Annotated in this window: 14 protein-coding genes; 9 read left to right on the top strand and 5 right to left on the bottom strand. The window is 57.3% G+C overall.

Going from position 1 to position 15,880, the window contains the following annotated elements; all coding sequences use genetic code 11:
- Position 1 precedes the first annotated feature (1 nt).
- On the top strand, positions 2-1,012 hold the full coding sequence (gene ruvB, locus BWI76_RS18145; RefSeq protein ID WP_024359878.1) for a Holliday junction branch migration DNA helicase RuvB: 1,011 nt from the start codon (positions 2-4) through the stop codon (positions 1,010-1,012).
- 198 nt (positions 1,013-1,210) lie between these two features.
- On the opposite strand, the gene znuB is transcribed toward ruvB, so the two are convergent.
- Together znuB and znuC are read right to left on the bottom strand one after the other, a co-directional pair.
- Positions 1,211-1,996, bottom strand: a complete 786-nt coding sequence (znuB, locus tag BWI76_RS18140) for a zinc ABC transporter permease subunit ZnuB (RefSeq protein ID WP_049086642.1) — start codon at positions 1,994-1,996, stop codon at positions 1,211-1,213.
- Positions 1,996-2,748: a zinc ABC transporter ATP-binding protein ZnuC gene (gene znuC, locus BWI76_RS18135; RefSeq protein WP_024359876.1), complete on the bottom strand. Its 753-nt coding sequence runs from the start codon at positions 2,746-2,748 to the stop codon at positions 1,996-1,998. Before znuC ends, znuB begins: the two co-directional genes overlap by 1 nt.
- A gap of 78 nt (positions 2,749-2,826) precedes the next feature.
- Here znuC and znuA point away from each other — a divergent pair, with 78 nt between their 5' ends.
- The 3 genes from znuA (at position 2,827) to lpxM (ending at position 6,201) form a co-directional block, all read left to right on the top strand.
- Positions 2,827-3,771 (top strand): zinc ABC transporter substrate-binding protein ZnuA, encoded by a 945-nt coding sequence (gene znuA, locus BWI76_RS18130; RefSeq protein ID WP_004122058.1) that lies wholly within the window; start codon positions 2,827-2,829, stop codon positions 3,769-3,771.
- A 15-nt stretch (positions 3,772-3,786) separates the two neighbouring features.
- A complete protein-coding gene (gene mepM, locus BWI76_RS18125) occupies positions 3,787-5,109 on the top strand; it encodes a murein DD-endopeptidase MepM (RefSeq protein ID WP_004134807.1) in 1,323 nt (440 codons plus the stop codon).
- Between the two features lie 117 nt (positions 5,110-5,226).
- A complete protein-coding gene (lpxM, locus tag BWI76_RS18120; protein WP_024359874.1) occupies positions 5,227-6,201 on the top strand; it encodes a lauroyl-Kdo(2)-lipid IV(A) myristoyltransferase in 975 nt (324 codons plus the stop codon).
- Between the two features lie 65 nt (positions 6,202-6,266).
- Here lpxM and pyk read toward each other — a convergent pair whose 3' ends face one another.
- Complete coding sequence (pyk, locus tag BWI76_RS18115) at positions 6,267-7,709, bottom strand: pyruvate kinase (protein WP_004134810.1); 1,443 nt, start codon at positions 7,707-7,709, stop codon at positions 6,267-6,269.
- A 125-nt stretch (positions 7,710-7,834) separates the two neighbouring features.
- A complete protein-coding gene (locus BWI76_RS18110; protein WP_162685358.1) occupies positions 7,835-8,740 on the bottom strand; it encodes a MurR/RpiR family transcriptional regulator in 906 nt (301 codons plus the stop codon).
- Positions 8,741-9,059: 319 nt separating this feature from the next.
- Here BWI76_RS18110 and zwf point away from each other — a divergent pair, with 319 nt between their 5' ends.
- The 3 genes from zwf (at position 9,060) to BWI76_RS18095 (ending at position 13,246) form a co-directional block, all read left to right on the top strand.
- A complete protein-coding gene (gene zwf / locus BWI76_RS18105) occupies positions 9,060-10,535 on the top strand; it encodes a glucose-6-phosphate dehydrogenase (protein ID WP_004122041.1) in 1,476 nt (491 codons plus the stop codon).
- 220 nt (positions 10,536-10,755) lie between these two features.
- Positions 10,756-12,567, top strand: a complete 1,812-nt coding sequence (gene edd / locus BWI76_RS18100; protein ID WP_024359873.1) for a phosphogluconate dehydratase — start codon at positions 10,756-10,758, stop codon at positions 12,565-12,567.
- A gap of 37 nt (positions 12,568-12,604) precedes the next feature.
- Positions 12,605-13,246, top strand: coding sequence for a bifunctional 4-hydroxy-2-oxoglutarate aldolase/2-dehydro-3-deoxy-phosphogluconate aldolase (locus BWI76_RS18095; RefSeq protein WP_004103368.1), 642 nt, complete (start codon positions 12,605-12,607; stop codon positions 13,244-13,246).
- 45 nt (positions 13,247-13,291) lie between these two features.
- Here the strand turns inward: BWI76_RS18095 and purT are convergent, their stop codons facing one another.
- The gene (gene purT / locus BWI76_RS18090; RefSeq protein WP_004134812.1) at positions 13,292-14,470 is read right to left on the bottom strand and encodes a formate-dependent phosphoribosylglycinamide formyltransferase; all 1,179 of its coding nucleotides are present in this window, start codon (positions 14,468-14,470) and stop codon (positions 13,292-13,294) included.
- 135 nt (positions 14,471-14,605) lie between these two features.
- Between purT and BWI76_RS18085 the strand changes: the two genes are divergently transcribed.
- Both BWI76_RS18085 and BWI76_RS18080 read left to right on the top strand, forming a co-directional pair.
- The gene (locus tag BWI76_RS18085; RefSeq protein WP_004134813.1) at positions 14,606-14,968 is read left to right on the top strand and encodes a YebG family protein; all 363 of its coding nucleotides are present in this window, start codon (positions 14,606-14,608) and stop codon (positions 14,966-14,968) included.
- A 144-nt stretch (positions 14,969-15,112) separates the two neighbouring features.
- Complete coding sequence (locus tag BWI76_RS18080) at positions 15,113-15,793, top strand: tellurite resistance TerB family protein (RefSeq protein ID WP_004134814.1); 681 nt, start codon at positions 15,113-15,115, stop codon at positions 15,791-15,793.
- Positions 15,794-15,880: the final 87 nt, after the last annotated feature.

Genomic DNA, 15,880 nt, shown 5'->3' with positions numbered 1-15,880 from the left:
GATGATTGAAGCAGACAGGCTGGTATCGGCGGACAGCAGCGGTTTTGAAGAGGCAGCCGATCGCGCCATTCGCCCTAAATTGCTGCAAGAGTACGTGGGCCAGCCGCACGTCCGTTCGCAGATGGAGATTTTTATCCAGGCGGCGAAGCTGCGCGGCGACGCGCTCGATCACCTGCTGATTTTTGGCCCGCCGGGGCTGGGGAAAACCACCCTGGCAAACATCGTCGCCAACGAGATGGGCGTGAACCTGCGCACCACCTCCGGCCCGGTGCTGGAAAAGGCGGGCGATCTGGCGGCGATGTTGACCAATCTTGAGCCCCACGACGTTCTGTTTATCGACGAGATCCACCGTCTGTCACCGGTTGTTGAAGAAGTTCTCTATCCGGCAATGGAAGATTATCAGCTGGATATCATGATTGGCGAAGGGCCCGCGGCGCGTTCGATAAAAATCGATCTGCCGCCGTTTACCCTGATTGGCGCGACGACTCGCGCAGGTTCATTGACTTCGCCGCTGCGCGACCGTTTTGGCATCGTTCAGCGCCTGGAGTTCTATCAGATCCCGGACCTGCAGCATATTGTCAGCCGCAGCGCCCGCTATATGGGGCTGGAGATGAGCGAAGAGGGGGCTCTGGAGGTCGCGCGTCGCGCGCGCGGCACGCCGCGAATCGCCAACCGCCTGTTGCGCCGGGTGCGCGATTTTGCCGAGGTTCGCTACGACGGGCGTATCTCTGAGGATATTGCCGCTCAGGCGCTGGATATGCTCAACGTGGATGCGGAAGGCTTTGATTATATGGACCGTAAGCTGCTGCTGGCGGTCATCGATAAATTCTTTGGCGGGCCGGTCGGGCTGGATAACCTGGCGGCGGCCATCGGCGAAGAGCGGGAAACGATTGAAGATGTGCTCGAGCCGTATCTGATCCAGCAGGGCTTTTTACAGCGTACTCCGCGCGGGCGAATGGCGACGGTGCGGGCCTGGACCCACTTCGGCATTACGCCGCCGGAAATGCCTTAATCGTTGTCCGGCGATAAAACAGCAGACCGCAGGGGCCGGTAGCCCGGCCAAGCGGAGCACAAGCCGGGAAAATAGCTGAGTGGTTGATGTCCCGGCTTGCGGCGTGAACGCCTTCGCCGGGCGACAACGTCCGCAGACGGCGGCGATCCCATCGCAATCTGCCGAGTTTTGACGGCGGCTGACGCGGGCGCATAAGCGTCAGGCGGCCGGCTTCTTGCTCATGCTGATGATAAACAGCACCGCAGCGCACAGCACCACGGAAGGCCCGGCGGGCGTGTCGTAAAACGCTGAAAAGGTCAGTCCGCCGGTGACGGCAATCATCCCCATTCCTACCGCAATACCCGCCATTTGTTCAGGCGTACGGGCAAAGCGACGCGCCGTTGCGGCGGGAATAATCAGCAAAGACGTAATGATCAGCGCCCCGACGAACTTCATCGCCACGCCGATGGTCAGCGCGGTGACCAGCATCAGAAGAAGTTTCACCCGCTGGAGCTTAACGCCGTCAACAAACGCCAGATCCGGACTGATGGTCATCGACAGCAGGTTGCGCCACTGCCAGAGCAGGATCGCCAGCACGATAACCACGCCAATAGCGATAGATATCAAATCTTCCGGCGTCACCGCCAGCAGATCGCCAAACAGATAGGCCATCAGGTCGACGCGCACGTTTGACATCAGGCTGACCACCACCAGGCCCAGAGACAGCGCGCTGTGGGCCATGATGCCGAGTAGCGTATCTACCGCCAGATGGGGGCGTTTTTCCAGCCATACCAGCCCGCCCGCCAGCAGCAGCGTCACCGCGATGACCGCATAGAACGGATTGACGTTGAGCAGTAAACCAAAAGCGACGCCGAGCAGAGATGCGTGGGCCAGGGTATCACCGAAGTAGGACATCCGGCGCCAGACGACAAACGATCCCAGCGGACCCGCCGCACAGGCGAGCATCATTCCGGCCAGCCAGCCGGGGAGCAGTAATTCAATCATTAACGGTCATTTCCCCGACGCAGTACAATCCGCCCCTGCAGGTCGTGGCGGTGATTATGATGATGGCGATAAATACCCAGTTGTTCCGCGCCGCGCTGGCCGAACATCGAGATAAATTCCGGATGCATAGAAACCACTTCCGGCGCGCCAGAGCAGCAAATATGCTGATTGAGACACAGCACTTCGTCGGTTTTGGCCATCACCAGGTGCAGGTCATGAGAAACCATCAGCACGGCGCAATTAAGCTCCTGGCGCAGCTGGTTAATCAGATCGTAAAGCGCCACCTGGCCGTTGACGTCAACGCCCTGCGTTGGCTCGTCGAGCACCAGCAGCTGCGGCTGATTGAGCAGCGCCCGCGCCAGAAGTACCCGCTGGGTCTCGCCGCCGGAAAGCTTCTGCATGGGGGCGTCGATCAGATGTCCGGCCTGTACGCGCTTCAGCGCCGGTAAAATATCGCGCTTGTGGGTTCCCGGACGTAAAAGCATAAAGCGGCTTACGGTCAGCGGCATCGTGGCATCAAGGTGCAGCTTTTGCGGGACATAGCCGATCCGCAGATGTCCCTCGCGTTTGATAACCCCTTCCGTAGGTGCTACCAGCCCAAGAACGACTCTGACAAGGGTTGATTTACCGGCGCCGTTGGGGCCCAGTAGGGTTAAAATTTTGCCCGGCTTTAGCGTTAGCGAAATGTCAGACAGCACGCGCCTTTGGCCATACACGACCGCGACGTTTTCCAGCGTTACAAGATTTGTCATATCAAATTAGAGGTTGCACAAGCTAGTGAATGTTATAATATCACATCTTTCTCATTCATTACGATGATTAGACGCATAATGTTACATAAAAATACGCTTCTTTGCGCTGGACTTAGCGCCGCTTTTTTGTTCGCACATGCACCGCTGGCAAGCGCCGCGGTTGTCACCTCCCTTAAACCGCTTGGCTTTATCGCATCAGCTATTGCTGATGGGGTAACGGAGACCCAGGTACTGCTGCCAGACGGGGCGTCGGAGCACGATTATTCACTGCGCCCGTCGGATGCAAAACGCTTACAGAACGCAGACTTAGTCGTCTGGATTGGTCCGGAGATGGAGGCGTTTATGGATAAGTCAACGCAAAGCATTGCGCCGAACAAAAAGGTGACAATTGCCGAGCTTGACGGCGTGAAACCGTTACTCATGAAAGGCACCGACGACGACGATGACCACCACGGTCACGATCATGGCGCCGGGGAAAATAGTGACGACGATCACCATCACGGCATCTATAACATGCATCTATGGCTTTCCCCAGAGATAGCGCGCCTTTCGGCGGTTGCAATCCACGATAAATTATTGGAACTTATGCCGCAGAGTCGAGCCAAACTTGACGCCAACCTGAAGGATTTTGAGGCAAAATTAGCCGCAACCGACAAGCAGGTTGGGACCGAGCTGGCACCGCTGAAAGGGAAGGGATATTTCGTTTTTCATGACGCCTACGGCTACTTTGAAAAACACTACGGTTTGACCTCTTTAGGTCATTTTACTGTCAACCCTGAAATCCAGCCTGGTGCGCAGCGTTTACACGAAATCAGAACACAGCTGGTTGAGCAAAAAGCAACTTGCGTTTTTGCTGAGCCACAGTTCAGGCCAGCGGTTATAGAAGCTGTTGCCAGGGGAACGTCCGTGCGCATGGGAACCCTGGATCCACTTGGAATCGGAATTAAGCTGGGTAAAGAGAGTTATCCGCAATTCCTGAGCCAGATGGCGAATCAGTATTCAAGCTGCCTGAAAGGAGAATAACGAGGAAGTGAATACGTGCAACAGATAGCCCGCGCTGTCACTCAGGCATTTAACAATCTGCCACGACCTCACCGCGTTATGCTGGGGTCGCTTAGCGTTCTTACCTTAGCGGTCGCCGTCTGGCGACCCTACATCTACCACCATCCCGAAACGGCCCCCATCTCCAGAACCATCGAGCTGGAACAAAGCGAAATTCGTTCTCTGCTGCCAGAGGCCTCGGAACCTATCGATCAGGCGCCTCAGGAAGAGGAGGCCATCCCTCAGGATGAGCTGGATGATAAAGCGGACAGCGATTCCGGCGGCCATGAATATGTGGTCTCGACCGGCGATACGCTTAGCAGCATTCTTAATCAGTACGGTATTGATATGGGCGATATCGCCCGGCTCTCTTCGGTAGATAAAGAACTGCGTAATCTGAAAATAGGCCAACAGCTCTCCTGGACGCTGACGGCGGATGGCGATTTGCAAAGCCTGACCTGGGAGATGTCACGCCGCGAAACCCGTACCTATGACCGGGTTGCTAACGGTTTCAAAATGAGCAGCGAGCTGCAAAAAGGCGACTGGGTCAACAGCGTACTGAAAGGTACCGTGGGCGGCAGCTTCGTCGCCAGCGCTCGGGACGCCGGCCTGACCAGTACCGAAATCAGCGCGGTAATCAAAGCTATGCAGTGGCAGATGGACTTCCGTAAGCTGAAAAAAGGCGATGAGTTTTCCGTACTGATGTCGCGTGAAATGCTCGACGGTAAGCGTGAGCAAAGCCAGCTGCTTGGCGTTCGCCTGCGCTCGGATGGCAAAGACTACTACGCGATCCGCGCCGAGGATGGCAAATTCTACGATCGCAACGGTACCGGCCTGGCGAAGGGTTTCCTGCGCTTCCCGACCGCACGTCAGTTCCGCGTATCTTCGAACTTTAACCCGCGTCGTCTTAACCCGGTGACCGGCCGCGTCGCCCCGCATCGCGGCGTCGATTTTGCGATGCCGCAGGGCACGCCGGTGCTGTCGGTAGGGGATGGCGAAGTGGTGGTGGCTAAACGTAGCGGTGCGGCCGGTTATTACGTCGCCGTCCGCCATGGCCGCACCTATACCACCCGCTATATGCACCTGCGTAAGCTGCTGGTCAAACCCGGGCAGAAGGTCAAACGCGGCGATCGCATTGCGCTGTCGGGCAACACCGGCCGCTCTACCGGCCCGCATCTGCATTATGAAGTGTGGATTAACCAGCAGGCGGTCAACCCGCTGACGGCGAAACTGCCGCGTACGGAAGGGCTCAGCGGTTCCGACCGTACCGATTATCTGGCGCAGGCAAAACAGGTTATTCCGCAGCTGCGGTTTGACTAACCTTCCGTCAGTTAAAGCCGGCGCCAGCTGTGCGCCGGCTTTTTCTTTTGTACGTTACTCAACGTATCGCTAAACTAACTCATTATCTTTATTGAGCGGAACGTCTGCGGATTGGGCATGGAAACGAAAAAAAATAATATTGAATTTATTCCAAAATTTGAAAAATCCTTTTTATTGCCGCGCTACTGGGGCGCGTGGTTAGGGGTTTTTGCCTTCGCCGGTATCGCTCTGACGCCAGCGTCTTTCCGCGATCCTATTCTCGGCAAACTGGGGCGTTTTGTGGGCCGCCTGGCAAAGAGTTCGCGCCGTCGCGCGCAGATTAACCTGCTGTACTGTTTCCCGGAAAAGAGTGAGCAGGAACGAGAAGACATTATTGATGCCATGTACGCTTCCGCGCCGCAGGCGATGGTCATGATGGCGGAACTAGGCCTGCGCGACCCGCAGCGCATTCTTTCCCGCGTCGACTGGCAGGGCAAAGAGATCATTGATGAGATGCAGAGGAACAACGAGAAAGTGATCTTTCTGGTTCCTCATGCCTGGGGAGTGGACATTCCGGCGATGCTGATGGCGTCCGGCGGGCAAAAAATGGCGGCGATGTTCCATAATCAGGGCAACCCGGTCTTTGATTACGTCTGGAATACCGTCCGCCGACGTTTCGGCGGACGTATGCACGCGCGCAACGACGGGATCAAACCGTTTATTCAGTCGGTGCGTCAGGGCTACTGGGGCTACTATCTGCCGGATCAGGATCACGGCGCCGAGCACAGCGAATTCGTTGATTTCTTCGCCACCTATAAAGCGACGCTGCCGGCGATCGGCCGTTTAATGAAAGTGTGCCGTGCCCGCGTCGTACCGCTGTTCCCGGTCTATGATGGCGAAACGCATCGTCTGACGGTGCTGGTGCGCCCGCCGATGGACGATCTGCTGGAGGCGGACGATACCACTATCGCCCGGCGGATGAACGAAGAAGTGGAAGTGTTCGTGAAGCCGCATACCGAGCAGTACACCTGGATCCTCAAATTGCTGAAAACGCGCAAGCCGGGTGAAATCGAGCCGTATAAGCGTAAAGAGCTGTACCCGCGAAAGAAATAATCGGTGTCAGCGGCGAAAAAAAACCTGCCAGCATTTGCCGGCAGGTTTTTTTATGGCGGAGAAAATTACTCGACGGTCAGAATACGGGTGGTGTTGGTGCTACCGATGGTGCTCATGACATCGCCCTGAGTGACGATAACCAGGTCGCCGGTCACCAGATAGCCTTTGTCACGCAGCAGCGTTACCGCGTCGTGCGCAGCGGCTACGCCATCATTGACGCTATCGAAATGAACCGGCGTCACGCCGCGATACAGCGCAGTCAGGTTCAGCGTGCGCTCGTGGCGAGACAAGGCGAAAATCGGCAGGCCGGAGCTGATGCGCGAAGTCATCAGCGCGGTGCGGCCGGATTCGGTCATGGTAATGATCGCGGTGACGCCCTTGAGGTGGTTCGCCGCGTACATGGCCGACATAGCAATGGCTTCTTCCACGTTATCGAACTGAATGTCCAGACGGTGCTTGGAGACGTTGAGGCTAGGGATTTTTTCCGCACCGAGGCAGACGCGCGCCATCGCGGCAACGGTTTCAGACGGATACTGACCAGCGGCGGTTTCGGCCGACAGCATCACGGCGTCGGTTCCATCCAGCACGGCGTTCGCCACGTCCATGACTTCAGCGCGGGTTGGCATCGGGTTGGTGATCATCGACTCCATCATCTGCGTCGCGGTGATGACCGAGCGGTTCAGCTGACGGGCGCGGCGGATCAGCGCCTTCTGGATGCCGACCAGCTCCGGATCGCCGATTTCTACGCCGAGGTCGCCGCGGGCCACCATAACAACGTCGGAGGCGAGGATCACATCATCCATCGCGTCCTGATCGCATACCGCCTCGGCACGCTCGACCTTGGCGACGATTTTGGCATCGCAGCCGGCATCGCGCGCCAGGCGACGGGCGTAGTTCAGATCTTCGCCGCAGCGCGGGAAGGAGACGGCCAGATAGTCGACGCCAATTTTGGCGGCGGTGACGATGTCCGCTTTGTCTTTTTCCGTCAGCGCTTCTGCAGAGAGGCCGCCGCCGAGTTTGTTGATACCCTTATTGTTGGACAACGGTCCGCCGACGGTGACTTCGGTGAACACCTTCATGCCCTGAACTTCGAGGACCTTCAGCTGCACGCGGCCATCGTCCAGCAGCAGGATATCGCCCGGAACCACGTCAGCCGGGAGTCCTTTATAGTCGATGCCGACTTTCTCTTTGTCGCCTTCGCCTTTACCCAGGTTCGCGTCGAGGAGGAATTTGTCACCGATATTGAGGAAAATTTTCCCTTCTCTGAAGGTGGAGACGCGGATTTTCGGCCCCTGTAGGTCACCGAGAATCGCGACATGACGGCCCAGTTTTGCCGCAATCTCACGGACTTTATCCGCGCGAATCTGATGATCTTCCGCGGTGCCATGAGAGAAGTTCATACGCACCACGTTAGCGCCTGCGGCAATAACCTTCTCAAGGTTGTTATCGCGGTCGGTAGCCGGGCCTAAGGTAGTGACGATTTTGGTTCTGCGAAGCCTTCTGGACATGTAATACTCCGTTGACTGAAACATCTTTGGTGTTGCGTGAACATGGATTCGGTAGCGCCGATGAGCAAAGTCGCTATACCGGAACGATACCGACGGTGTAATAGGATAGTGCTTTGTTTCTACTTTTATTGGTTATTGCTGTGTACGCTGAGCTCTTTATCAAACCGCGATTCCTTGAGCGCTTCCTTGACCCTCTTCAAGTTATCTCTGAATTTTGCGCCCCGCCGCAGGGTGAAGCCGGTCGCCAGTACGTCAATCACCGTTAGCTGCGCTAAGCGGGAAACCATCGGCATATAGATATCGGTATCTTCCGGCACATCCAGGGTAATAGCCAGCGTTGCCTCACGGGAAAGCGGCGTACCGGGGGAGGTAATGGCGATCACCATCGCATCGTTTTCACGGGCCAGCTGCGCCAGCTCCACCAGGCTTTTGGTCCTGCCGGTGTGCGAGATGATCACCACTACGTCATCGTCATTACAGTTCATACAGCTCATGCGTTGCAGGACGATGTCGTCGGAATAGATCACCGGTACATTAAAGCGGAAAAACTTGTTCATTGCGTCGTGGGCGACAGCGGCCGAAGAGCCGAGGCCAAAAAAGGCGATTTTCTTCGCCTGCGTGAGCAGGTCAACCGCCCGATTAATCGCCGACATATCGAGAGAATGATGGACCTGATCTAAACTGGCCATGGCGGATTCAAATATCTTTCCCGTATAGGACTCGACGCTGTCGTCTTCATCGACGTTGCGGTTAACATAGAGGGTACCGTGCGCCAGGCTTTGGGCCAGATGCAGTTTAAAATCCGGGAAACCGCGGGTTTCCAGACTGCGGCAGAAACGGTTAACCGTGGGCTCGCTGACGCCGGCTTCCAGCGCCAGGGCGGCAATACTTGAATGGATGGCCTGTGCGGGGGTTGCAAGGATGACTTCCGCCACTTTGCGTTCAGATTTGCTAAGGTGTTCCAGCCGGGACTGGATTTTTTCCAGCATGTTCATGGGTAATCGGGCGCTCATCAATGGAAGCGATTTCATTAATGGGTGAAATCATCAGGCGTTTTAGCAAGAATATACCCCTCCGTTGTCGGAAACGGTGAGGAATGACCTTAAAATATGTTGTTTTTTTTCATTACATGATCAGAGTCGTATTTTACTAACTGAGAATCGGTCGAAACAACGAACAATATTAGCCGCATGCCCAAAATCTCAGCGCCTGTTTTCCACCCTGTGCGATTTAGCAGCGGGAACCGGCGCTGAGGGTTTCGGGAAATTCGTAAACACAGTACGATGCAGTGAAAGAAAATTACAAATATAGCCTGGCACAAGCACCAGTCTATCAACTAAGGAGAATGACATGGCGGTAACGCAAACGGCCCAGGCATGCGATCTGGTCATTTTCGGCGCGAAGGGTGACCTGGCGCGACGTAAATTGCTGCCTTCCCTGTATCAGCTCGAAAAAGCTGGTCAGATCCATCCTGACACCCGCATCATCGGCGTCGGCCGTGCCGACTGGGATAAAGACGCTTACACCAAAGTTGTGCGTGAAGCGATGGAAACCTTCATGAAGGAAAAAATCGATGAAGGTTTGTGGGAGACCCTGAGCGGGCGTCTGGATTTCTGTAACCTTGATGTCAACGATACCAAAGCGTTTACCCGCCTGGGCAAAATGCTCGATCAGAAAGAGCGGGTGACCATTAACTATTTCGCCATGCCGCCAAGCACCTTTGGCGCGATTTGCAAAGGTCTGGGCGAAGCGAAGCTGAACGCGAAACCGGCGCGCGTGGTGATGGAAAAACCGCTGGGGACTTCCCTGGAAACCTCCCGCGAGATCAACGATCGGGTAGGCGAGTTCTTTGAAGAGTGCCAGGTCTACCGCATCGACCACTATCTGGGTAAAGAGACGGTGCTGAACCTGCTGGCGCTGCGCTTTGCCAACTCCCTGTTCGTCAATAACTGGGACAGCCGCACCATCGATCACGTTGAGATCACCGTGGCGGAAGAGGTGGGCATTGAGGGCCGCTGGGGCTACTTCGACCAGGCCGGGCAGATGCGCGACATGATCCAGAACCACCTGCTGCAAATTCTGTGCATGATCGCCATGTCTCCGCCCTCTGATTTGACTGCCGATAGCATCCGCGATGAAAAAGTGAAGGTGCTGAAATCGCTGCGCCGCATTGACCGCACCAACGTGCGTGAAAAAACGGTGCGCGGCCAGTACACCGCCGGCTTCGCGCAGGGTAAAAAAGTGCCGGGCTACCTCGAAGAAGAGGGTGCCAACAAGTCCAGCCATACTGAAACCTTCGTGGCCATCCGCGTAGATATCGACAACTGGCGCTGGGCGGGCGTACCGTTCTACCTGCGTACCGGTAAGCGACTGCCGACCAAATGTTCCGAAGTCGTGGTTTACTTTAAGACGCCGGAACTGAACCTGTTCAAAGAGACCTGGCAGGAGCTGCCGCAGAATAAGCTGACCATTCGTCTGCAGCCGGATGAAGGGGTGGATATCCAGGTGCTGAACAAAGTCCCGGGACTAGACCACAAGCATAACCTGCAGATCACCAAGCTGGACCTGAGCTACTCGGAAACCTTTAATCAAACCCATCTGGCGGATGCCTACGAGCGTCTGCTGCTGGAAACGATGCGCGGTATCCAGGCGCTGTTCGTGCGTCGCGACGAAGTGGAGGAGGCGTGGAAGTGGGTCGACTCCATCACGGAAGCCTGGGCCGCCGATCGCGATTCGCCGAAACCTTACCAGGCGGGCACCTGGGGGCCAGTTGCCTCCGTGGCGATGATCACCCGCGATGGTCGTTCGTGGAACGAGTTTGAGTAATCGCCAACTCCTCCGTCAGGGTTATTTTACCGGTAACATGATCTGACGCAGCAAGTCGTGTAATTTTTAATCTTTTAAGCCCCGGAGGATTCACCCCCGGGGCTTTTTTTATTACACTGCCTACAGATATTTTGCCCCTGAGCCCCAGTACAGGTGCCTTAAGCACCGAAAAGTATCGTTAAAGCGCTGCGGCCGGACAGATAAAATTTGAGGAGCCTTTATGAATTCAGAAATGTTACGGGTAACAAATCGCATCATCGAACGCTCGCGCGATACCCGCGAAGCCTACCTCGCCCGGATTAACCAGGCCAAAACCGATACCGTTCATCGCGCCCAGCTGGCGTGCGGTAACCTGGCCCACGGCTTTGCCGCCTGCCAGGCGGATGACAAAGCCTCGCTGAAAAGCATGCTGCGCAATAACATCGCCATCATTACCTCCTACAACGATATGCTCTCCGCTCACCAGCCCTATGAGCGCTATCCGGACATTATCCGCAAAGCGCTGCACTCCGCCAACGCGGTAGGCCAGGTCGCCGGCGGCGTTCCGGCGATGTGCGATGGCGTGACGCAGGGGCAAGATGGGATGGAGCTATCGCTGCTGAGTCGCGAAGTGATTGCCATGTCCGCCGCGATTGGCCTGTCGCACAATATGTTTGACGGGGCGCTCTACCTTGGCGTCTGCGATAAAATCGTCCCCGGCCTGGCGATGGCTGCGCTATCGTTCGGCCATCTGCCGTCGATCTTTATTCCTTCCGGGCCGATGGCCAGCGGCCTGGCGAATAAAGAAAAAGTGCGCATTCGTCAGCTCTATGCGGAAGGCAAAGTGGATCGTATGGCGCTGCTGGAGTCCGAGGCCGCGTCTTACCATGCGCCTGGCACCTGTACCTTCTACGGTACCGCCAATACCAACCAGATGGTGGTTGAGTTTATGGGGATGCAGCTGCCCGGCTCGTCATTCGTGCATCCGGATGCGCCGCTGCGCGAAGCGCTGACCGCCGCCGCCGCCCGTCAGGTGACCCGCCTGACCGGCAACGGTAACGAGTGGATGCCGCTGGGCAAAATGTTTGATGAAAAAGTGGTGGTCAACGGGATTGTCGCGCTGCTGGCAACCGGCGGCTCCACCAACCATACCATGCACCTGGTGGCGATGGCGCGGGCGGCAGGGATTATCATTAACTGGGATGATTTCTCCGATCTCTCAGACGTGGTGCCGCTGCTGGCGCGCCTCTACCCGAACGGCCCGGCGGATATTAACCACTTCCAGGCGGCGGGCGGCGTGCCGGTGCTGGTGCGCGAGCTGCTGAAAGGCGGCCTGCTGCATGAAGATGTCCATACCGTTGCCGGTTTCGGCCTCTCTCGCTACACCATGGAGCCCTGGCTTAATAACGGTGAACTTGACTGGCGCGAAGGGGCGGCCGCTCCGCTTGATGAAGCGGTTATCGCCACCTTTGACAAGCCGTTCTCTCGCCACGGCGGCACTAAAGTGCTGAGCGGCAATCTCGGCCGCGCGGTGATGAAAACCTCCGCCGTGCCGGTTGAGAACCAGATTATTGAAGCGCCGGCGGTGGTTTTCGAGAGCCAGCATGACGTGCTGCCCGCCTTTGAGGCGGGACTGCTCGACAAAGATTGCGTGGTTGTGGTCCGTCATCAGGGACCAAAAGCGAACGGCATGCCAGAATTACATAAACTTATGCCGCCACTTGGTGTATTATTGGACCGCCGTTTCAAAATTGCGCTGGTGACCGATGGTCGACTCTCCGGCGCATCAGGCAAAGTGCCGTCGGCTATCCACGTGACGCCCGAAGCGTACGATGGTGGTCTGCTGGCGAAGGTACGCGATGGCGACATTATTCGCGTCAACGGCCAGACGGGCGAGCTGACGCTGCGGGTCGATGACGCCGAGCTGGCCGCGCGTCAGCCGCATATTCCTGACCTGAGCGGTTCGCGCGTGGGAACCGGCCGGGAAATGTTCGGTGCGCTGCGTGAGAAACTCTCCGGAGCAGAACAGGGCGCAACCTGCATCACATTTTAAGACGATTCGATTTGTAGATCTGGCGAGAGAAAATCTGATGAAAAACTGGAAAACAACTGCAGAAGCAATCCTCACCTCCGGCCCGGTTGTACCGGTGATCGTGGTGAAAAAGCTGGAACACGCTGTGCCAATGGCGAAAGCGCTGGTTGCAGGCGGCGTACGCGTACTGGAAGTGACTCTGCGTACCGAGTGCGCGATGGACGCTATCCGCGCGATCGCCAAAGAGGTCCCGGAAGCGATTGTCGGTGCCGGTACCGTCACCAACGTTGAGCAGCTGAAAGAAGTGACCGAAGCGGGCGCGCAGTTTGCTATCAGCCCGGGTCTGACCGAATCCCTGCTGAAAGCGGCGACCGGCGAAGGCACCATCCCGCTGATCCCGGGGATCAGCACCGTATCCGAGCTGATGCTGGGTATGCAGTATGGTCTGAAAGAGTTCAAATTTTTCCCGGCGGAAGCTAACGGCGGCGTGAAAGCGCTGCAGGCGATTGGCGGCCCGTTCGCGCATATTCGCTTCTGCCCGACTGGCGGCATCTCTCCGGCGAACTATCGTGATTATCTGGCGCTGAACAGCGTGCTGTGCATCGGCGGCTCCTGGTTGGTTCCGGCGGATGCGCTGGAAGCCGGTGATTACGACCGTATCACCAAACTGGCTCGTGAAGCGGTAGAAGGCGCGAAGTAATTTTCGCGCGCTCACCAGAGGCCCGGTCCGCGACCGGGCTTTTTTTTATCCCGCAACAATGACTGCCGAAGCCGCCGCTTTGGCGCGCGTCACCGCTTCCTCAACGTTATCGGCGATCGCCAGCGTCACGCCCAGCCGACGCGAACCGTCGATTTCCGGTTTACCGAACAAACGTAACTGCAGCCCCGCGCCGACCGCGGCCTGAATATTGCTGAAGGTGACGTTCTGGCTGGTCAGCTGCGGCAGGATCACCGCAGAGGCCGCCGGGCCGTACTGGCGAATCGCGCCAATCGGCAGTCCGAGGAAGGCGCGAACGTGCAGGGCGAACTCCGATAAATCCTGCGAAATCAGCGTGACCATACCGGTGTCGTGCGGGCGCGGCGAGACTTCGCTAAAAATCACCTCGTCGCCGCAGACGAACAGTTCGACGCCGAACAGGCCGTAGCCGCCCAGCGCCAGCACCACTTGACGGGCGATTTCCTGCGCGCGTTCCAGCGCCAGCGCGCTCATCTGCTGCGGCTGCCAGGATTCACGATAGTCGCCATCCTCCTGACGGTGACCGACCGGCGCGCAGAAGTGTACGCCGTCCGCGGCGCTGACGGTGAGAAGGGTAATCTCGAAATCAAAGTTCACCACGCCTTCAACGATAACGCGTCCGGCTCCGGCGCGGCCGCCCTGCTGCGCATACTGCCAGGCGTCAGCCAGCTGCTCGCTGGAACGAATAAAGCTCTGGCCTTTACCCGATGAGCTCATTACCGGCTTGACGATGCACGGCAGGCCAATCTCGGCGACGGCTTCGCGGAAGGCGGGTTCGCTGTCGGCAAAACGGTAGGCGGAGGTGGGCAGCTTCAGCTCTTCAGCGGCCAGGCGGCGGATCCCTTCGCGGTTCATGGTGAGCTTTGCCGCACGGGCGGTGGGGACGACTTTCTGCCCGGTCTGCTCCAGCGCGACCAGGGTGTCGGTGGCGATAGCCTCGATTTCCGGCACGATAAAGTCAGGTTTTTCCTGTTCAATCAGCGCCTGCAGCGCTTCGCCGTGCAGCATATTGATGACGTGCGAACGGTGTGCGACCTGCATGGCCGGGGCGTCAGGGTAACGATCGACGGCGATGGTCTCAATTCCCAGGCGCTGGCATTCGATGGCCACTTCTTTACCCAGTTCGCCGGAACCCAACAGCATTACCTTTGTTGCCGCAGGGCGCAGCGCCGTACCTAATACAGTCATAACTCTCTTCCGCAGTAAAAAAACATGCGCCGCATTATAAACGAAAACGTTTGCGCATGTCTTTATGCGCGTCATTTGAGTTCGGCGGGAAAATTTGATATACTGTATAAAAATACAGTATTGAGAGGCTGCATCATGGCGGTTGAAATTAAATATGTAGTGATTCGTGAAGGTGAGGAAAAAATGTCTTTTGCCAGCAAAAAAGAGGCCGATGCTTATGACAAAATGCTCGATCTGGCGGAAGTACTGAACGACTGGCTGGTTGAATGCCCGCTAACGCTTGACGAAGAGCAGCGCGATAGTATGGCGATGTGGCTGGCCGAACGCAAAGATACCCTCAACCATATTCTGCGCTCCGGTAAGCTGCCGGAAGCCGACGGTGCCGCCGAGGCGCCAGCCGATCGCGCAGAAGCAGCAGAAGAGGGCGACAAGACCGACGACGTCGTCGAATCTGAAGCCCCGGCGCCGGCGAAGCCGCGCAAAGCGAAAGCGGCCTGAGTTACGCTGCCGCCGCCAGCGCTTCTGGCGGCAGGTACCCGCGCTTCCCGGCGCGACATTTGCTCATCTTTAGCTGCCGATAACGTTTCCTGACGTCGCGTCGTTTAGGCTGGTGGTATCGCTTATCGCGCAACGAGGAAATGTATGGCTAACTGGCTTAATCAACTACAGTCTCTGCTGGGTCAGCAGGGGCGGTCTTCTTCATCTGACGATCAACCAAGCGGCAATAATTTACTCCTGCCGGGCGCGCTCGGCGGGCTGGCAGGTCTGCTGGTTGCCAGTAAATCATCGCGCAAGCTGTTGGCCAAATACGGCACCGGCGCGCTGCTGGTGGGCGGCGGCGCGGTTGCGGGCAGCGTGTTGTGGAATAAATATCAGCAGAAGATGCGCGCCAGCGCGCAGCAGACATCGGCTGATGTCGCGCCCGCACAGGCGCCATCTCCTGCACCGGCCGAACTCGACGCCCGCAGCGAACGGCTGATTATGGCGCTGGTCTTCGCCGCCAAAAGCGATGGGCATATCGACGACCGCGAGCGGGCAAATACTGAAGAGCAGCTGCGCGCGGCAAACGTCGACGTCCAGGGCCGGGTGTTAATTGACCGGGCGCTGGCGCAGCCCCTTGACCCGCAGAGCCTGGCCCACGGCATCAGCAGCGAGCAAGAGGCGCTTGAAGTTTACTATATTAGCTGCGCGGTCATCGATATTGACCACTTTATGGAACGCAGCTACCTCAATGCCCTCGGTGAAGCGCTGAAGCTACCGCAGGACGTGCGCGAAGAGATCGAACGGGACATACAGGCGCAAAAACAGGCCATAACGGCTTAAATCCGTACGTTTCGCTTGCATCGCTGGCGACTTTTGCCACCCTTATATATTGTGTAGTCACGTTACCCTTCAGGCTGCTTTGAGGCA

Origin of the sequence: Klebsiella sp. M5al, from assembly GCF_002090195.1 — a bacterium.
Classification (GTDB): domain Bacteria; phylum Pseudomonadota; class Gammaproteobacteria; order Enterobacterales; family Enterobacteriaceae; genus Klebsiella; species Klebsiella grimontii.
This window is presented reverse-complemented; position numbering and strand designations above follow the sequence as displayed.